The organism is Cupriavidus sp. 30B13, from assembly GCF_049059565.2.
Taxonomy (GTDB): Bacteria; Pseudomonadota; Gammaproteobacteria; order Burkholderiales; family Burkholderiaceae; genus Cupriavidus.
Window position 1 is genome coordinate 43212 of record NZ_CP188223.1, and the last position, 17377, is coordinate 60588.

The following is a 17377-nucleotide window of genomic DNA, read 5'->3' on the forward strand; positions in this document are numbered from 1 at the left end:
CTGGCCGTGCGGGCCGGGCAGGCTGCGCTGCCCGGACGGCGGCGCCGGCCTCAGTGCAGGCGGTGCAGCCCGGATTCGCTGTCGTCTTCCTCTTCTTCCTCGGCTTCCCAGTCCTCATGCTCGATGCCGAAGTCCAGCGCCATGTCGAACACGGTGGAGTGGTGCTGCACGGTGAACCATGCGCGGAACTGCTCGAGCGTCAGGCCCTGGGGCCAGACCGATTCCTCGAACCACTCGCCCAGCATGAACTCGAAGAAGGCGCGCCAGCGCTCTTCCACCCATTGCACGGCCTGCGCGGCGTTGGAGACTTCGTCCGGCACCAGGAAGGTACTCTGGTCCTCGCGCACGTTCTCGAGCGTGAGCGAGGGAACCGGGTCGGTGTCCACGGCCATGATCCAGTCGAAAAACGGCTGCTGGGGCACCAGGATGACGAGCGAGCGATTGAGGGTGTAACGCGGATAATCGGACATGGCAGAGGCTCGTTCGCTGAAACGGCCCATTGTAGCCCCTGCCGGGTCTTGCATTGCGTTTCACCGCGCGGCCGTCCCCGGCGGCGCGGCGGCCGTCGCTGCCCGCCGCCGGCGCGGGTCAGTGGACCTGCATGCCGCGCATGGCGTGGATCCGCTGGTGATGCCACTGCATGCCGTCGTACTGGCGCTGCACCACCGCGCGTACCTCGGTTGGCATGTCCTGGGTCAGGGCCGACTGGTATTCCCGCCTGGCGGCTTCCTCGTCGCGCTCGCACAGTTGCAGCACGGCGTCGTCGTTATGCGGCGCGATCACGTGCAGCACCTCCATCCAGCCGCGGTGCAGCGTGCCGCCCATGCTGCCGCGGTCGCGCGGCTCCGCCCCGAGCGAGGTCACCAGCGCCTGCAGCTCCATCACCGAGGCGCGGCAGGTTTCCGCGGTGCCGGTCAGGACGGCGCGTATCTCGGGGTTGTGCACTTCGCGGGCGCCGGTCGTGCAGCTCAGTTCGCCGTCCTTGCCGACCTCGATCAGGTGGTTCAGGGTGCCGACGAGATGTCCTTGCGCATTGGTCATGACGTTCTCCTTGCCTGGGTCCGGGCCGATGTGGATCCGCGCGTACACCAGCGCCGGCGCGTGACGCTACGCGCGGAGGCAGTTCCAGTATAGGTACGGGAGCGCATGCCGGACCGCACCGGCGGCGGCACGCCATGCGCGCCGCTCAGTCGCCGGACCGCACCGGCTGGATCGCATCGAGCAGCCGGTCCCTGAGCGTGCGCCAGGCGCGCGGCACGTGGCTCAGGCCCGCGGTGAGACCGGGGTCATAGTAGTGGAAGATGAGCGAGCGGCGCTCGCCGGACTCGACGTGAAGATTGGCATGCAGCGTGACGAAGCCGTTGAAGACGTAGAGATTGCCCGGCACGCACGCGATGCGGTCGCACAGGCCCAGTGCGAGGTGGCGGAAGGTCAGCGCCCGGCGGATGGCGAACGGCAGCGAACGCAGCAGGATCAGCCGGACCTTCGTGATCACGTTCTTCCATGCCGCAACGGTGTCCCGCCGGTGGCGATAGATGATCAGGTCGCCGTTCTCGCGGGTCGGCGCCGCCTGCTGCAGCGGAATCAGCAGCGTCAGGATATGCGAGTCGTAGTGCCGCAGATGGCTCTGCCCGCGCAGGCTGCCGTTGACACAGCGCAGCACATACAGCGGCGGGCCGCGGCCGATGTCCCATCCCGCCTCTCGCGCGCCCTGCCGCGAGCGCGCGCAGGCCTGCCGCTCCGCTACCTGGAAAGGAGCGTGCCGCCGCAGCAGTTCGGCAAAGCGCGCCGCGGTGTCCGTGGCGCGCCGGCCATCCGCCGGCCGCCACGATTGCCGGCAGGCATCGAGCGTCGCATTCATCTCCTCGAGCAACTGCCCCGGAACGACATTCTCGAATATCTGCAGCCGGGGCGGCTGCGTTTCGATGTCGTGGTCACGCATTGCGTGTAGCTCCGCTTGTGCACAGGCCGGGAGCGGGGCGGAGCCAGCCACGGACGGCAAGCCACGGATGGCCATTGCCGTCGCCGGTCCCTCCGGCACGCGGCAGGCTGCCCCAGATCTCGTGATTCGAATCTATGGCTTCGGGCCGACATCGAACGGACAAAGTTACTTGCGAAGCCGCCAAATCTTCACAAGTTGCGTGTCACATTTACAACGGCGCGCGCACCCGGATCGAACCGACGGTGGCATCCCACAGGGAGTTCTCCGGAAGGAGTCCGAGAGGATGCAAAGGGGATGCGGAAATTTCTTGGGGGCGGACTGGGATGCGGCCGGCGCACTGGCTGTTGGAAGCAGGCCATGAAGCCCAAGGCGGTCGCCGGGGCGACGGCGCCATGGAAGGCCTGACTACAGTGACTACAACGAGTATCTGGATTACGAGTACGGCGCGGCGGTCACTTCCCGATGCAGAACCGCGTAAAAATCGTCCCCAGCAAATCATCGCTGGTGAACTCGCCCGTGATGCTGTTGAGGTGATCTTGCGCCAGGCGCAGTTCTTCGGCGAACAGGTCGAGCGCCTGCGCTTGCTGGTCGGCGCGTTCGGCGGCGAGGTCGAGGTGGGACTGCGCGTTGCGCAGCGCGGTGAGGTGGCGTTCGCGCGCGAGGAAGGTGCCTTCGTTGCCGGATTGCCAGCCGACCAGGCGCAGCAGCTGGCCGCGCAGCAGGTCGATGCCGGCGCCGGTGCGCGCGGAGATCCAGACCTCGGCCGGGTTGGGGCCGTTGGCGGCCACCACGTGGGGGCGGTTGGCGCCGAAGTGCTGGTCGCCCACGGCGGGGGCGAGGTCGATCTTGTTGACCACGCGCAGGATCGGCGAGCCCGGCGGCAGGTGGCCGCTGAGGCGGTCGTCGATGGCGTCGTCGATCTCGGACAGGCCGTGTTCGACGTAATCGGCGGCGTCCACCAGGTGCAGCACGAGGTCGGCGCGGCGCACGGCTTCCCAGGTGCGCTCGATGCCGATGCGTTCGACTTCGTCGGCCGCGTCCTCGCGCAGGCCAGCGGTGTCGACGATATGCAGCGGGATGCCTTCGATCTGGATGGTCTCGCGCACGCGGTCGCGCGTGGTGCCGGGGATGGGCGTGACGATGGCCAGCTCGGCGCCGGCCAGCGCGTTGAGCAGCGACGACTTGCCGACGTTGGGCTGCCCCGCCAGCACCACGGACAGGCCTTCGCGCAGCAGCGAGCCCTGCCTGGCTTGCGCCAGCACGCCGCACAGCGCTGCGCGGATGGCGGCGAGCTGGCCGCGCGCGTTGGAGGCTTCGAGGAAGTCGATTTCTTCTTCGGGGAAGTCGAGCGTGGCTTCCACCAGCATGCGCAGGTGGATGACCTGCTCGACCAGCGCGTGGATGGCCTGCGAGAACGCGCCTTCCATCGAGCGCGCGGCCGAGCGCGCGGCGGCCTCGGTGCTGGCCTCGATCAGGTCGGCCACGGCTTCGGCCTGGGCCAGGTCGAGCTTGTCGTTGAGGAAGGCGCGGCGCGTGAACTCGCCGGGCTCGGCCAGGCGCAGGCCGGTTTCGCGGCCCGCTTCGAGGCAGCGCGCCAGCAGCATCTGCATGACCACCGGGCCGCCATGGCCTTGCAGTTCGAGCACTTCCTCGCCGGTGTAGGAATGCGGCGCGGGGAAGTAGAGCGCGAGGCCGTGGTCGATGGCCCTGCCGTGCGCGTCGAGGAACGGCAGGTAGGTGGCGTGGCGCGGCTTGAGCGCCTGGCCGCAGAGCGCGCGCATGACAGCGCCGACGTCGGGGCCGGACACGCGCACCACGCCGATGCCGCCGCGTCCGGGCGCGGTGGCGATGGCGACGATGGGGGTAAGGGCAGAGGTCATGAGCGGTATTGTGGCAGAGGAATCCGCCGGCAACACTGCGCGCTGCGTCATGCGGGTGCCGGATGGGCGACCTGGCGCCGCGGAGCTTCGCCATTTCGCCATTCGGCCGCCGCCCCGCTTCAGCTCATGTAGATCTGCGCGTAGCCTTCCTTGAGCGCGGACGAGATCTCGTCGTAGCGGCGGTTGATGTGCTTGCCGAGGATGGGCAGGCAGCGCTCGGCGTCGCGCGCCTTCAGGCCCAGCAGGATCTCGCGGTGCTCGTTCTGGCTCTTGCGGCGGTCGCAGCGCTCCATGTCGATCCAGCGCACGAAGCGGATGCGCGCGTTGATGTTCTTCAGCACGCGCAACATTTCCACGTTGCCGGACATGGCCATCAGCCCTTCGTGGAAGGTTTCGTCCAGGCGCACCAGTTCTTCCACCGTGCGGTCGCCGGGCTCGGGGCCGGTGTTGTCGAGGAAGGCCAGCAGCGCGTCGATGTCTTCGTCCTTGGCGCGCTCGAGCGACAGGCGCAGCGCTTCGATCTCCACGATCTTGCGCATTTCGTACAGCGAGAACACTTCCTGCACGTCGAGGTCGCGGCAGAAGAAGCCCTTGCCCGGCGAGAAACGCAGCAGCCCTTCGGTGGTGAGCCGGGTCAGGGCCTCGCGCAGCGGCGTGCGGCTGACGCCCAGCGCGCTGGCCAGCACGCCTTCGTTGAGGCGCTCGCCGGGCTTGAAGTCATAGCCCACGCTCATGCGCTTCAACTTGTCATAGACCTGCTCGACGACGCTGTCCGTTGCCACGTTTGCGGAAGCCACGATCACTGAATCCTTGATGTCTGATTGCCATGCCGGCGCGCCGGCCCGGGGCCGGGCGCCAAAAACGGTAGCAATATACCCGAAGCCGCCGCCTGCCCACAGGGGCGTATACACAGGGCCATGCAACGTGGCCATACACGCCGCGATACATCCCGGCATGCAGCGAAGCGCGCCGGCCGGGGCGTGGCGGGCGGCGCAGGCGGTGGGGCGGCTACCCGCGCGCCGTCAGTCGATGTGCGCGCCGGATTCCTTGACGATCCTGGCCCACGAGCGCAGGTCGGCTTCCTGGGTGCGCTTGAAGGCTTCGGGGCCGCCGTCCTTGATCGGAGCGATGGCCTGGCTGACCAGCCACTGGCGGAAGCTGTCGGTGTTGATGGTCTTCAGCACGGCCGCCGACATCTTGCTCTGGATCGCCGGCGGCAGGCCCGCCGGGCCGAACAGGCCGTACCAGGTGGTGCTCTCGAAACCGGGCAGCTTGCAGGCCTCGGCGGCGGTGGGCACGTCGGGCAGCACGCTGATGCGCTGCGGCGAGGTCACCGCCAGCGCGCGCACCTTGCCGGACTGGATCGGGCCCAGGCTGGGCGAGCTCTGGTTGAAGAAGAAATCCACCTCGCCGGACAGCAGCGCGGTCATGGCCGGTCCCTGCCCGCGATAGGGCACATGGGTATAGGTGGTGTGCGAGGCACTGGCGAACTGCGCGGCGGCCAGGTGGCCGGAGGCGCCGTTGCCGGTGGAAGCGTAGTTCAGCTGGCCGGGGTGCTTCCTGGCCAGCTCCAGCAGATCCTGGCAGGTCTTGATTTCCGGGTGTTTCTCCGGGTTAATCAGGAGGATATTCGGCAGCGTCCCCAATAATGCAATCCGCGAGAAATCCGTCATCACATTGAACGGCAATTTCGAATATAGCGACGGATTAATGGCATGCGTGCCGGCGGTGCCGAGCAGGAAGGTATAACCGTCCGGCCTGGCCTGTGCCACCAGGGCCGAGGCGATATTGCCGCCGGCGCCGGGGCGGTTGTCCGAGATAAACGGCACGTCGAATTCGCGGCCCAGCTCGGTGCCCAGCTTGCGGGCGTAGATGTCGGTCGCCGCCCCCCCGGGGAAGCCGCTGACGAAGGTGATGGTACCGCTCGGCCATGGCTTGTCCTGGGCCGCGGCAGCCCCTGCAACCATTGCCAGGATCGAGATGAGCCGGCGCATCTTCATGTCTGTTACTCCGAAAAAGGGATCCAAGTCGGGACTGCCATGGCCCTGCAACGGCTCGGTCGGATGTGGCCGCATGCCGGTGCTCAGGTCTGTATACAGACTTTATATATTGATCTGAATTCTGTAAAGCGCTAAGATGCGTGCACGTTTTGGCGCCATTTAATGCACCATTTTGGATTGCCTTTCCGCCGGTCTTTTCCGGTCCTGTCTTTTCCTTCTTTCGGAGTATCAGCAATGACTTTGCATACCTCAGCCGCCGCCGCCGCGGTTTCCGCGGACAAGCCGGCTCCCGATAATGGTGCGTGGCGTGCCCTGTTCGTGGACGCCAATCCCACGCTGGCCGAAGTGTCTTTGCGCCTGCACCGCGCCGACGACCTGCCGCTGACGGTCAACCGCCAGCCGGACATCACGCCGGCGCAACTGCCGGCCGTGCTGGCCGGCGCGCCCATCGCCATCGTCGACCACACCCATGTGCCCACGGAGATCGCGCGCCAGTGCGCGGGCCTCAAGCACGTGGTGTTCCTCGGCACCGGCGCGCGCAGCTACATGAATCCGGAGGAACTGGCCGAGCTCGGCATCACCGTGCATACCATCAAGGGCTATGGCGACACGGCCGTGGCCGAATGCGCCTTCTCGCTGATGTGGGCGGCGGCCAAGGGCTTCGCGCGCATGGACCGCGAGATGCGCGCCGGCAACTGGCTGCGCTCGGATGCGGTGCAGCTCACCGGCAAGACCATCGGCCTGATCGGCTTTGGCGGCATCGCGCAGGAACTGGCGCGGCTGGCGCGCGGCGCGGGCATGCGCGTGCTGGCGTGGAACCGCACGCCCAGGCAGCACGAGGGCGTGGAATTCGTGGCGCTGGAGGAACTGCTGGCGCGCAGCGACGTGGTCTCGCTGCACCTGCTGCTCACCGACGAAACGCGCAACTTCCTGTCGGCCGGGCGCATCGGCGCGATGCGCGACGGCGCCATCCTGATCAACACCGCGCGCGGCGCGCTGGTCGACGAAGACGCGATGGTGGCGGCGCTGCAAAGCGGCAAGCTCGCCCACGCCGGCCTGGACGTGTTCACCGTCGAGCCGATGCCCGCGGGCCACGTGCTGACCACGCTGCCCAACGTCACGCTGTCGGCCCACTCCGCCTTCCGCACGCCGGAAGCCAACAACAACCTGATCGAAGCCGCGCTGCAGCACTGCCGCCGCATCGTGGCCGCCTGAAGGAGAACGGACATGTCCCTATCGATCGCACCGGGCGCCATTTCTCACGCCAACGCCGACATCGAGCGCCTGGACCAGAATCACCGCCGCAGCCGCGCGGTGGTGGCCGGCGGCGTGGTGTACCTGGCCGGCCAGGTGGCCGACGGCAAGGCCGGCGACATCGCCGCGCAGACCCGCGAGGCGCTGGCCAAGGTGGACGACCTGCTGGCCCAGGCCGGCACCGACAAGAGCCGCGCGCTGACCGCGCAGATCTGGCTGGCCAGCATGCAGGACTACGACGGCTTCAACACCGTGTGGGACGCCTGGGTGGTGCCCGGCCACACGCCCACGCGCTGCTGCGGCAAGGTGGAGCTGGCCGATCCCGCGTACCGCGTGGAGATCGTGGTCACGGCGCTGCTGCCGTAAGCCATCGCCACCCGCCATCGCCACCCGCCATCGGCCCCCCACCAACGCCAAACCGGAACGCCTCGCCATGATTTCCACCACCGACCCGCACCGCAACCGCAAGCCGCGCAACATCGGCGACGAGGAATGGGCCGTGCGCGTGCAGCTCGCCGCCGCCTACCGCCTGGCCGCCAGGTTCAAGCTGACCGACCTGATCTACACGCATATCTCGGTACGCGTGCCGGGCCGCCACGACCAGTTCCTGATCAACCCGCACGGCTGGTTCTTCGACGAGATCACCGCGTCCAGCCTGGTCAAGATCGACACCGCCGGCAGCCCGGTGGGCGACGACCGCTTCGAGGTCAACGCCGCCGGCTTCACCATCCACAGCGCGCTGCACCAGAGCCGCCCGGACGTGGAGTGCGTGGTGCACCTGCATACCGACGCCGGCATGGCCGTCGCCGCGCTGGAATGCGGCCTGCTGCCGCTGAACCAGATCAGCATGCAGTTCTACGACCGCGTGGCGTACCACGACTACGAAGGCATCTCGCTGGACCTGGACGAGCGCGAGCGCATCGTGGCCTCGATGGGCAAGGCGCACTACATGATCCTGCGCAACCACGGCCTGCTGACCACGGGCCGCTCGGTGGCCGAGGCCTTCACGCGCATGTTCTACCTGAACCGCGCCTGCGAGATCCAGGTGCAGACGCTGTCGATGGGACAGAAGGTGATCCTGCCGTCGGCGGCGGTGTGCGAGCACGCCGCCAGGCAGCACGACGACTATGCCTACCTGGACACCGTGCACCTGGACCGCGAGTGGACGGCGCTGCTGCGCCTGCTGGACCGGGACGGCGGCGATTACCGCTGCTGAACCCCGCCGGCCGCGGCGCGGCCGCAGGCTCAGTCCGGCTTCGCCGCGGCGGCGCGCCGCTTCGGAGCCGGCCGCCGGGCCGCGCGGCGCGCCGGCCGCATGACCTGCACGTCTTCCGGCCGTGGCGCGCCGTGCTGCCCGGGCGCCGCGCCGTCGCTGTCCTGCGCGGCGCTTTTTTCCATCATCGCCAGGCATTCGCCCATCAGCCGGCGCGCTACCGCCGCGTCCACCACGCTGCCCAGGTCGCCCTGCCGCTTGACCAGCTTGCGGCGCAGCCGCTTGGCGTAGCGCGCCGGCAGCACCGGCGCCAGCGCCTCGATCGCATAGCGCAGGCGCTTGCCGCCGATGCGCCAGCGATGCACGCTCGCCACGTCCTGGCCGTTCTCCGCCTCGACTTGCCGCGCCAGCTCCCGCACCCGCTCGCGCCCGCGCCGCACGCGCTGGCGCGCGAAGGCCTTGAGCCGGCGCCGCGCGGCGGCCGCGCCGTGGCGCCCGGCGCCGGCGGCCAGGTGGCCCAGGTCGCGGCGCAGCACCGGCAGCGGCCAGTGGCGGATTTCCGCCAGGCGCGCCAGCATCGATTCGCGCGCGAAGTGGCGGCGCGTCGCCGCGCTGTCCAGCAGCCCGAGCAGCATCGGCTCGTCGGGCTCGTAGTCCAGCGCGGGCTGCAGGGTCTCCATGACGAACACGTCCCAGTCGCGCACCGCGCTGGCGGCGTGCGCCAGCGCGCGCAGGCAGTCGCCCCAGCGCCTGGCCACGGCCGGGGGCAGCGCCGGCTTGAAGGTCCAGCACAGCGCGCGCAGGTGGCGCACCGCCACGCGCAGCGCGTGCACGTCCTCGGGATGGTCGCGCCGGTTGAGCGCATCCAGGCATTCGTCGATGGCCAGCAGGTCGGGGCCGGCGAGCGCGACAAAGGCGTCGATGGCCCGCATGCCGGGCTTGAGCTGACTGGGATTCGCGGCTGCGCGCATGGCGTGGGCTCCGTGCTGCCGGCACGGCGTGGTCGGGACGTTACAAACCAGTGTAGGCGATTGTGGCGGCAGCGCCGCACCCTCGACCCCTCCACCCCTTCACCCCTCCACCCGGCAGGCGCGACTGCCGCGTCCGGCATCATGCCCGCTCCTGCCGGTGCCCGATTGACAGCGGATGTGCGAAGGGTTGCAATGCAGCCAGCCCCACGCCGGCCCCAGGCAACGCGCGCCGGCTCCACTGCTTCGATCCCGACAAGGAGAGGCGCATGTCCACCGAACAAGAACGGCGTTTGCTGCGGGACACCATCGAGGCCGGCTTCCGTGACGCGGCCTTCGTCATGGACGTGGGCATCCGCCTGGCCGATTGCGGGCCCGGCTGGTGCGAGAGCGAGCTGCTGGTCGCGCCGCGGCACCTGCAGCATGGCGGCGTGGTGCATGCCGGCGTGCAGGCCACCATCGCCGACCACACCGCCGGCGCGGCCGCCACCACCATGCTCGACACCGGGCGCCACGTGGTCACCGCCGAATTCAAGATCAACCTGCTCAGGGCCGCGCGCAGCGACCGCCTGACCTGCCGCGCCGACGTGCTCAAGTCCGGCCGCGCCATCATCGTGGTGGAGGCCGACGTGTTCGCCAGCGTGCATGGCGAGGCCGTGCTGGTGAGCCGCTTCAACGCCACCATGAGCGTGCTCGACCTGGCCTGAGCGGCGGTTTTTCCGGGGCGCCGGGAGCGCAAAAAAAGCCCGGCGCATGCGCCGGGCTTTTTGCCTGGGCCGGCGGGTTTGCCACCCGCCGGCCGGAGTCACTTCCTTGCTTTCGCGCCTCAGGCCTTGGCGGCCGCGGCCGCCTTGCCCTTGCCGAGCATCCGGTTGATCTGCCATTGCTGGGCGATCGACAGGACGTTGTTGGTCACCCAGTACATCACCAGGCCGGCCGGGAAGAAGAAGAACATGAACGAGAACACCAGCGGCATGATCATCATGACCTTGGCCTGCACGGGGTCCGGCGGGGTCGGGTTCAGCTTGGTCTGCACGAACATCGACACGGCCATCAGCACCGGCAGGATGTAGAACGGATCCGGCACCGACAGGTCGTGGATCCAGCCCAGCCACGGCGCGCCGCGCATTTCCACCGACGACAGCAGCACCCAGTACAGCGCGATGAACACCGGGATCTGGATCACGATGGGCAGGCAGCCGCCGAGCGGGTTGACCTTCTCGGTGCGGTACAGCGCCATCATCTCCTGGTTCATCTTCTGCGGATCGCCCTTGTAGCGCTCGCGCATCGCGGTCATGCGCGGCTGCAGGTCCTTCATCTTGCCCATGGACTTGTAGCTCGCCGCCGACAGCGGGAAGAACACCAGCTTGATCAGCACCGTCAGCGCGATGATCGACCAGCCCCAGTTGCCCAGGATGCCGTGGATCTTCTCCAGCAGCCAGAAGATCGGCTTGGCCAGGATGGTCAGCCAGCCGTAGTCCTTCACCAGCTCCAGGCCCGGGGTGATCTTCTCGAGCATGCGCTCTTCCTGCGGGCCGGCGAACAGGCGCGCATCGGTGGTCACCGTGGCGCCCGGGGCGATCTGGCCCAGCGGCTGCTGCACGCCCACGCGGAACAGGTTGTTGTCGATCTTCTCGACGTAGAAGCTGTGCTCCTTGCCGGCCTGCGGGATCCAGGCCGAGGCAAAGTAATGCTGCACCATCGCCACCCAGCCGCTGCTGGTGGCCGCCGGCACGCTGGCCTTGCCCTTGCCGATGTCGTCGAAGGTGATCTTGTGGTACTTGTCGGCGTCGGTGTAGATGGCCGGGCCGGTGAAGGTGCTGTAGAACTGCGACTGCTCGACCTTGCTGCCGTCGCGCGTCAGTTCCAGGTACAGCGTCGGCGAGACCGGCTTGCCGCTGTCGTTGGTCACCGCGAAGCGCGTGTCCACCACATAGCTGCCCTTGTGGAAGATGTACGTCTTGGCCAGCTTCACGCCGTCCTTCTCACCGGTCAGCGTCACCTCCACCTTGTCCGAGCCGGCCAGGTCGCGCGGACCGGGCGAGGCGGCGAACACCGTGGTGTGGTTGGGCATGTCGCCGCCGGTCAGGCCGGAGCGCGCCAGATAGGTGCGGGTCGCGTCGCGCTCGAACAGCACCACGGGCTGGCCGTCCTTCTCGTGCTGGTTCAGCAGCTCCAGGCGCGTGAGGATGCCGCCGGCGGTGTCGATGGTGGCACGCATCACGTCGGTGCTCACCACGATCTTCTCGCCGGCCGGCTGCACGGCGGCGGCGGGCGCGGTGGCCGGCGCGCCGGCGGTGGCGCCGGCCGCCGCGTTGGCCTTGGGCACGTCGCCTTGCGCCGCCGAAGCGCCGCCGGCCGCCGGGGCAGCCTGCTGGGTCGCGCTCGGGAAGAACATCGACTGATGACCGTTGGCGCGCTGCCAGTTGTCGTAGAGCAGCACGAGGGCCATCGAGAAGATGACCCAGAGTATGGTGCGTTTGATATCCATGTCTCGCTGTGGTCGGGGGAAATCAGGGGCGGGGTAGCCGGATCGTGACCGGCGCCGGGCCGGCCGCGGCGGATGCCCGGTCTTGCTTTGTTGATGCTGCCGGCGCTTCTGCTGCCGGCGGCACCGGATCATACCCGCCATCCGTGAACGGATGGCAACGGCATAGCCGGCAGGCGGCCATCCAACTGCCGCGGCCCGCGCCGTGGCGCAGGATCGCCTCGCGGGCGTAGTCGGAACAGGTGGGCAGGAAGCGGCACTGCGAGCCGAAGAACGGGCTCAGGGCGATCTTGTAGATGCGCAGCAGGGCTAGCAGGATTCGCTTCATGGCGGGTCAGGCTGGGGTGCCGGAAGGCGCGGACTTCGGCGGCGACACCCCGGGAGGCGCGACGGACGGGGCGGCGGGAGACGCAGCGGAAGATGCGGGCGTTGCAGGCGTTGCGGAACGCGGCGCGAGCGGCCGCACCGCTACCTCGAACAAACCGGTCAGCTCCGCCAGGCAGACCCGGCGGATGGCGCTGCGGCTGGCAAATTCCGCACGCGGAAACCTGGCCTGCAGGCGCAGCAGCACATCGCGGCCCGCGAGTTGGTCCTGCCGATGGCGGAACAGTTCCCGCACCATGCGCTTCACCATGTTGCGCTCGGCGGCGCGCGCCGCGAACTTCTTGCCCACCACCACGCCGAGGCGCGCTTGCGGCAGGCCGTTCTCGCCCACATACAGCACGAAGTGCTGGCTGCGCCGGCGCGGGCGCAAAGCAAAAACGGATGAAAACTCATCCGTCTTTGTGAGCCTCGCGGCTTTGGGGTAGGCATGGGTAGGCACGCTGGGCAAAGCTAGCGGTAAAGCTGCACCTGGCTGCGGGCTCCCGGCCATCCGAAAGGCGAGGCGGTTGGCCACGACGGCGCGCTGGGCGCCCTCATGGCCGGTCGCCAGGCCCTTAGACTGCCAGGCGCTTGCGGCCCTTGGCGCGACGAGCGTTGATGACGGCACGGCCGCCGCGGGTCTTCATGCGCACGCGGAAACCATGGGTGCGCTTGCGGCGGGTAACGGAAGGTTGGTAGGTACGTTTCATGTTGCACTCTCTGGTTGATCTTGGCTCGCCCGGCCTCCGGCGTGAGCCGGGGCGCCGTGGCCGCCGCGTATGGTTCGCTTGGGCTGCCGCGGATGCGGTCTTGCCGACTGCGGTGATTGTCTTGCCGCCGGCCGTGGTATCTCGCGTGCCGACGATGTCGGCGCTCGCGACGCAGGTTCGGGAAGCCTGCTCGGCCCGCTGCCTGTTCCGGCCAATCCAGCCATTTCCAGTGCGCTCCAGCCGGCCAAAGCCGCGTGAAACGAAACCGGTCTTGCACGGAACAGGTCAGACCCGGCGATGCGCATACGTGATCCCCTGCCGCATCGCAGAACCCGCCATTTAACTGATTTTCGCGCGGTGTGTCAAGGATCCAGATGGCCGAGAGACTTGCGCGGCACCCCTGCCTCAAAAATGCGCAGGCCGCTGTTGTATTTCATTGTCCACAATCGCCAGTGGGTAAGTTTTTTTATATCCGGGGCCTGCGCCCGGGCGGCAAAAGTAGAGCGAAGTCTCTGTTTGGATTGGATTTTCGGGGGTTTCACCTACCCGGAAACCCGCGCCAAACAAGGGGTTGTGCACAACAATTCACTGCATCTCCACAACTTATCCACAGACTTATCCTTTGTGGATAACTCAGGGCGGGGGGTACAATCCGGGTCCAAACACCACACGGGCTGCGTGGCGCAAGCGCAACCCCGGACTCACCCCTGGCATGCCGGACAACGGACGCGCAGCGGGCGGCGGCGAACTCGTCTCATTCGCCGCCATGCCCGCCGGCGGCTGCGCTTGCCGCGCCGCGCGCCGCGTCGGTCGTCGCGTTCGATCGCCAGGAGGAGCCGGGCTTGCCGGGGTCAGTTGCGGACCGCGATGAGCGGTCGCTTTATCAGGCCAAAGGGCATACAGGACTCAACGGATTGCCGGCAGGGATGCACCACCGATCCCTGCCCGCCGTCCTTTGGGGGCTGCCCTTCGGGCCGGACTGTCCGCGCAACCCGTGGCGAACACCGAACAACAAGACAATGCAAGATTTCTGGCAGGCGGCAGCCGCGCAACTCGAGCGCGAGCTGACGCCGCAACAGTTCAAGACCTGGATCAAGCCGTTGGCGCCTGTCGCCTTCGACGAGGAAGCGCATGCGCTGCGCATTGCCGCGCCCAACCGCTTCAAGCTCGACTGGGTGAAAAGCCAGTTCTCCGGCCGCATCACGGCGCTCGCCTGCGAGTACTGGGAGGCCAACGTCAGCGTTCACTTCGTCCTCGACCCCGCCGCCTCGGGCCGCGCCGCCGCCGGCTACCCGCAAGGCGGCCAGGCGGGCCAGCCCGGCATGGCGCCGCAGCAGCCCGGCCCCGGCTATCCCACCGGCCAGCCGCTGTCGCAGAACTTCGGCCAGCCCGGCATGCAGCCGGGCTACGGCAACCCGATGCACCAGGGCGCCGCCCCGGCGCAGACCGGCCAGGGCGGCCAGCGCGGCGCGCAGGCGCCCTACTACGCCGGTGCCCAGGCGGCCCATCCGGGCCACGTGGGCCAGGGCGCCGGCATGGGCGGCATGGTCGGCGAACTGGTCGACATCGACGTGCCGCAGCTCGACCCGGCCGAAGCCAGCGCCCGCTCCTACCGCGTGCCCCAGCCGCAGCAGCCCATGCAGGGCGGCCAGGGCGGCCACCCCGGCAATCACCCGGGCGGCCATCCCGGCAACGCGCAGGGCGGCCAGCAGCAGAACGACACGGTGCACGAGCGCTCGCGCCTGAACCCGATCCTGACGTTCGACAACTTCGTCACCGGCAAGGCCAACCAGCTCGCGCGCGCCGCCGCCATCCAGGTGGCCAACAACCCGGGCAAGTCGTACAACCCGCTGTATCTCTACGGCGGCGTGGGCCTGGGCAAGACCCACCTGATCCACGCCATCGGCAACTTCATGCTGCTGGAGAACCCGCGCGCGCGCATCCGCTACATCCACGCCGAGCAGTACGTCTCCGACGTGGTCAAGGCGTACCAGCGCAAGGCCTTCGACGAGTTCAAGCGCTACTACCACTCGCTGGACCTGCTGCTGATCGACGATATTCAATTCTTCTCGGGCAAGAACCGCACGCAGGAAGAGTTCTTTTACGCGTTCGAGGCGCTGATCGCCAACCGGGCCCAGGTCATCATCACCAGCGATACCTACCCCAAGGAAATCAGCGGCATCGACGATCGCCTGATCTCGCGCTTCGACTCCGGCCTGACCGTGGCCATCGAGCCGCCCGAGCTGGAAATGCGCGTGGCCATCCTGATGAAGAAGGCCGCCGCCGAGAACGTGAGCGTGCCCGAGGAAGTCGCCTTCTTCGTCGCCAAGCACCTGCGCTCCAACGTGCGCGAGCTCGAAGGCGCGCTGCGCAAGATCCTGGCCTTCTCCAACTTCCACGGCAAGGACATCACCATCGATGTCACGCGTGAAGCGCTGAAGGACCTGCTGACCGTGCAGAACCGCCAGATCTCCGTGGAAAACATCCAGAAGACCTGCGCCGATTTCTACAACATCAAGGTTGCGGACATGTACAGCAAGAAGCGGCCCGCCAACATCGCGCGGCCGCGCCAGATCGCCATGTACCTGGCCAAGGAGCTCACGCAGAAGAGCCTGCCGGAAATCGGCGAGCTGTTCGGCGGGCGCGACCACACCACCGTGCTGCACGCGGTGCGCAAGATCGCCGACGAACGCAGCAAGGACGCGCAGCTCAACCACGAACTGCACGTGCTGGAGCAGACGCTCAAGGGTTGAGTTGAGGCGAGGTGCTGGTACGCCGGCGCAGGTGTTCTCCCCTCTCCCGCACGCGGCAGAGGGGCCGGGGGAGAGGGCTGGCGTCAGCAGGGACGAATACGCTCACTTCGCGCAGGCGCTTGCCCTCTCCCCCAACTCCTCTCCCACAAGTGGGAGAGGGGAGCAAACCGATCGCTCTTTGGTGCGCAGTCTTCAACGCGGCAGGCACTTTGTGCCGCAAGGACGGATTTACCAGAACCGCCACGCGGGGCTGGCATACTGTAGGGTACGCGCCGGGCACAATCCGGCGCATGAATCAATCGGCAAGCATCGCCGGGGCGTTGCCGGTCATTGGCGCGAAAGCGGCCTGGGCTAAGGCTTTGCGGTGAGTCGGGACGAGCGGGCGGAGGGCGCGGCCGGAACAAGGCCGGGCAAGCCCCAGAATTGTGCGCGATGTCGCACAATTTTTACCTCCGAACGCGCTTCTCCCGCTTCACCGCAGCGGCTTATCCTTGGTACAATGGCAAATTAACTCCTTGATTCCAAAGTAAATTTGGAGTCGCCGGGAGGGTATGCGCAACCCGCGGTCGCTTACTACAAACGACGAAGGATAAATTCAATGCAATTGGTCAAAACCTCGCGAGACAATCTGCTGCGTCCGCTGCAAATCGTGAGCGGCATCGTGGAGCGCCGCCACACCCTCCCGATCCTGGCCAACCTGCTGATTCGCAAGTCCGGGGCGGGCGTTTCCTTCCTCTCGACCGACATCGAGATCCAGATCACCACGCACGCCGAATGCGGCGTGGGCAGCGACAGCGTGGCCACCACCGTGGCCGCCCGCAAGCTGCTCGACATCCTGCGCGCCATGCCCGACGGCGAAGTCGCCCTGTCGCTCAACGACAAGCGCATGACCGTGCAGTCCGGCAAGAGCCGCTTCGCGCTGCAGACCCTGGCCGCCGAGGAATTCCCCACCGTGGCCGAAGCCAGCGAGTTCGGCGCCTCGGTCAGCCTGCCGCAGAAGACCTTCAAGCACCTGCTCGCCATGGTCCACTTCGCCATGGCCCAGCAGGACATCCGCTACTACCTCAACGGCATGCTGCTGGTGGTGGACGGCAAGAAGGTCATGGCGGTCGCCACCGACGGCCACCGCCTGGCCTACTGCGGCGTGGAGCTGGACACCGCCGCCACCGGCGAAGGCGCGCGCCAGGAAGTCATCATCCCGCGCAAGACCATCCTCGAGCTGCAACGCCTGCTCGAAGACAACGACGATCCCGTGCAGGTGCAGCTCGCCGCCAACCAGGTCAAGTTCACCTTCGCCAACATCGAACTGATTTCCAAGCTGGTGGAAGGCAAGTTCCCCGACTTCCAGCGCGTGATCCCGAAGGGCTACAAGAACGCCTTCGCCATCGACCGCGTGCAACTGCAACAGGCGCTGCAGCGCACCGCCATCCTCACCACCGACAAGTTCAAGGGCGTGCGCTGCATTCTCGATACGCACGTGCTCAAGATCAGCTCCACCAACGCCGACCAGGAGGAGGCGCAGGAAGAGCTGGAGCTCGACTATTCGGGCGACGCCCTCGACATCGGCTTTAACGTGACCTACCTGCTCGACGTCCTTGCCAACCTCAAGAGCGAGCAAGTGCAGGTCAGCCTCGGCGACTCCAATTCGAGCGCGCTGATCACCGTGCCGGAAGACGACAACTTCAAGTACGTCGTCATGCCGATGCGTATCTGATGATCCGGTAGAAGGTAAAAGGAAAACAACATACGCAACACCGGAACATCGAACGGCAGGCTACGGCTCTCGCCCGGCAGGCGAAAGACGCA

Annotated in this window: 17 protein-coding genes; 6 read left to right on the forward strand and 11 right to left on the reverse strand. The window is 67.6% G+C overall.

The window, feature by feature from the left end; translation table 11 throughout:
* Window positions 1–50 precede the first annotated feature (50 nt).
* The 6 genes from ACKI2N_RS00180 to ACKI2N_RS00205 form a co-directional block, all read right to left on the reverse strand.
* Window positions 51–470 (reverse strand): hypothetical protein, encoded by a 420-nt coding sequence (locus ACKI2N_RS00180; protein WP_420995146.1) that lies wholly within the window; start codon window positions 468–470, stop codon window positions 51–53.
* Between the two features lie 118 nt (window positions 471–588).
* The gene (locus tag ACKI2N_RS00185; protein WP_420995147.1) at window positions 589–1041 is read right to left on the reverse strand and encodes a PA2169 family four-helix-bundle protein; all 453 of its coding nucleotides are present in this window, start codon (window positions 1039–1041) and stop codon (window positions 589–591) included.
* Between the two features lie 145 nt (window positions 1042–1186).
* Entirely contained in the window at window positions 1187–1942 is a 756-nt protein-coding gene (locus ACKI2N_RS00190; protein ID WP_420995148.1) for a hypothetical protein, read from the reverse strand.
* A gap of 452 nt (window positions 1943–2394) precedes the next feature.
* Window positions 2395–3822 (reverse strand): tRNA uridine-5-carboxymethylaminomethyl(34) synthesis GTPase MnmE, encoded by a 1428-nt coding sequence (mnmE, locus tag ACKI2N_RS00195; protein WP_420995150.1) that lies wholly within the window; start codon window positions 3820–3822, stop codon window positions 2395–2397.
* Between the two features lie 119 nt (window positions 3823–3941).
* The gene (locus ACKI2N_RS00200) at window positions 3942–4619 is read right to left on the reverse strand and encodes a GntR family transcriptional regulator (protein ID WP_420995151.1); all 678 of its coding nucleotides are present in this window, start codon (window positions 4617–4619) and stop codon (window positions 3942–3944) included.
* A gap of 225 nt (window positions 4620–4844) precedes the next feature.
* Entirely contained in the window at window positions 4845–5822 is a 978-nt protein-coding gene (locus ACKI2N_RS00205; protein ID WP_420995153.1) for a Bug family tripartite tricarboxylate transporter substrate binding protein, read from the reverse strand.
* A 234-nt stretch (window positions 5823–6056) separates the two neighbouring features.
* Here ACKI2N_RS00205 and ACKI2N_RS00210 point away from each other — a divergent pair, with 234 nt between their 5' ends.
* From ACKI2N_RS00210 to ACKI2N_RS00220, 3 genes are all read left to right on the forward strand, one after another.
* Window positions 6057–7037 carry an NAD(P)-dependent oxidoreductase gene (locus ACKI2N_RS00210; RefSeq protein ID WP_420995154.1) on the forward strand — a complete coding sequence of 327 codons (981 nt, stop codon included), beginning with the start codon at window positions 6057–6059 and terminating at the stop codon, window positions 7035–7037.
* A gap of 12 nt (window positions 7038–7049) precedes the next feature.
* The gene (locus ACKI2N_RS00215; protein ID WP_420995155.1) at window positions 7050–7442 is read left to right on the forward strand and encodes a RidA family protein; all 393 of its coding nucleotides are present in this window, start codon (window positions 7050–7052) and stop codon (window positions 7440–7442) included.
* A gap of 67 nt (window positions 7443–7509) precedes the next feature.
* Entirely contained in the window at window positions 7510–8292 is a 783-nt protein-coding gene (locus ACKI2N_RS00220; protein WP_420995156.1) for a class II aldolase/adducin family protein, read from the forward strand.
* Between the two features lie 29 nt (window positions 8293–8321).
* Here the strand turns inward: ACKI2N_RS00220 and ACKI2N_RS00225 are convergent, their stop codons facing one another.
* Complete coding sequence (locus ACKI2N_RS00225; protein WP_420995157.1) at window positions 8322–9260, reverse strand: CHAD domain-containing protein; 939 nt, start codon at window positions 9258–9260, stop codon at window positions 8322–8324.
* A gap of 266 nt (window positions 9261–9526) precedes the next feature.
* Between ACKI2N_RS00225 and ACKI2N_RS00230 the strand changes: the two genes are divergently transcribed.
* Window positions 9527–9964, forward strand: a complete 438-nt coding sequence (locus ACKI2N_RS00230; protein ID WP_420995158.1) for a PaaI family thioesterase — start codon at window positions 9527–9529, stop codon at window positions 9962–9964.
* Between the two features lie 119 nt (window positions 9965–10083).
* Here the strand turns inward: ACKI2N_RS00230 and yidC are convergent, their stop codons facing one another.
* From yidC to rpmH, 4 genes are all read right to left on the reverse strand, one after another.
* Window positions 10084–11748, reverse strand: coding sequence for a membrane protein insertase YidC (gene yidC, locus ACKI2N_RS00235; RefSeq protein ID WP_420995159.1), 1665 nt, complete (start codon window positions 11746–11748; stop codon window positions 10084–10086).
* A 22-nt stretch (window positions 11749–11770) separates the two neighbouring features.
* A complete protein-coding gene (gene yidD / locus ACKI2N_RS00240; RefSeq protein ID WP_420995160.1) occupies window positions 11771–12073 on the reverse strand; it encodes a membrane protein insertion efficiency factor YidD in 303 nt (100 codons plus the stop codon).
* A gap of 6 nt (window positions 12074–12079) precedes the next feature.
* The gene (rnpA, locus tag ACKI2N_RS00245; RefSeq protein WP_420995161.1) at window positions 12080–12568 is read right to left on the reverse strand and encodes a ribonuclease P protein component; all 489 of its coding nucleotides are present in this window, start codon (window positions 12566–12568) and stop codon (window positions 12080–12082) included.
* Between the two features lie 115 nt (window positions 12569–12683).
* The gene (gene rpmH / locus ACKI2N_RS00250; RefSeq protein ID WP_006578231.1) at window positions 12684–12818 is read right to left on the reverse strand and encodes a 50S ribosomal protein L34; all 135 of its coding nucleotides are present in this window, start codon (window positions 12816–12818) and stop codon (window positions 12684–12686) included.
* 1019 nt (window positions 12819–13837) lie between these two features.
* On the opposite strand from rpmH, the gene dnaA reads away from it, so the two are divergent.
* Both dnaA and dnaN read left to right on the forward strand, forming a co-directional pair.
* A complete protein-coding gene (gene dnaA / locus ACKI2N_RS00255) occupies window positions 13838–15571 on the forward strand; it encodes a chromosomal replication initiator protein DnaA (protein ID WP_420995162.1) in 1734 nt (577 codons plus the stop codon).
* Between the two features lie 598 nt (window positions 15572–16169).
* On the forward strand, window positions 16170–17285 hold the full coding sequence (gene dnaN, locus ACKI2N_RS00260; RefSeq protein ID WP_020204199.1) for a DNA polymerase III subunit beta: 1116 nt from the start codon (window positions 16170–16172) through the stop codon (window positions 17283–17285).
* Window positions 17286–17377 lie beyond the last annotated feature (92 nt).

What these genes read in the sequence shown, in the direction of transcription:
- ACKI2N_RS00180 (WP_420995146.1), bottom strand. Translation starts at nt 470, where the DNA reads ATGTCCGATTATCCGCGTTACACCCTCAATCGCTCGCTCGTCATCCTG.
- ACKI2N_RS00185 (WP_420995147.1), bottom strand. Translation starts at nt 1,041, where the DNA reads ATGACCAATGCGCAAGGACATCTCGTCGGCACCCTGAACCACCTGATC.
- ACKI2N_RS00190 (WP_420995148.1), bottom strand. Translation starts at nt 1,942, where the DNA reads ATGCGTGACCACGACATCGAAACGCAGCCGCCCCGGCTGCAGATATTC.
- mnmE (WP_420995150.1), bottom strand. Translation starts at nt 3,822, where the DNA reads ATGACCTCTGCCCTTACCCCCATCGTCGCCATCGCCACCGCGCCCGGA.
- ACKI2N_RS00205 (WP_420995153.1), bottom strand. Translation starts at nt 5,822, where the DNA reads ATGAAGATGCGCCGGCTCATCTCGATCCTGGCAATGGTTGCAGGGGCT.
- ACKI2N_RS00210 (WP_420995154.1), top strand. Translation starts at nt 6,057, where the DNA reads ATGACTTTGCATACCTCAGCCGCCGCCGCCGCGGTTTCCGCGGACAAG.
- ACKI2N_RS00215 (WP_420995155.1), top strand. Translation starts at nt 7,050, where the DNA reads ATGTCCCTATCGATCGCACCGGGCGCCATTTCTCACGCCAACGCCGAC.
- ACKI2N_RS00220 (WP_420995156.1), top strand. Translation starts at nt 7,510, where the DNA reads ATGATTTCCACCACCGACCCGCACCGCAACCGCAAGCCGCGCAACATC.
- ACKI2N_RS00225 (WP_420995157.1), bottom strand. Translation starts at nt 9,260, where the DNA reads ATGCGCGCAGCCGCGAATCCCAGTCAGCTCAAGCCCGGCATGCGGGCC.
- ACKI2N_RS00230 (WP_420995158.1), top strand. Translation starts at nt 9,527, where the DNA reads ATGTCCACCGAACAAGAACGGCGTTTGCTGCGGGACACCATCGAGGCC.
- yidC (WP_420995159.1), bottom strand. Translation starts at nt 11,748, where the DNA reads ATGGATATCAAACGCACCATACTCTGGGTCATCTTCTCGATGGCCCTC.
- yidD (WP_420995160.1), bottom strand. Translation starts at nt 12,073, where the DNA reads ATGAAGCGAATCCTGCTAGCCCTGCTGCGCATCTACAAGATCGCCCTG.
- rpmH (WP_006578231.1), bottom strand. Translation starts at nt 12,818, where the DNA reads ATGAAACGTACCTACCAACCTTCCGTTACCCGCCGCAAGCGCACCCAT.
- dnaA (WP_420995162.1), top strand. Translation starts at nt 13,838, where the DNA reads ATGCAAGATTTCTGGCAGGCGGCAGCCGCGCAACTCGAGCGCGAGCTG.
- dnaN (WP_020204199.1), top strand. Translation starts at nt 16,170, where the DNA reads ATGCAATTGGTCAAAACCTCGCGAGACAATCTGCTGCGTCCGCTGCAA.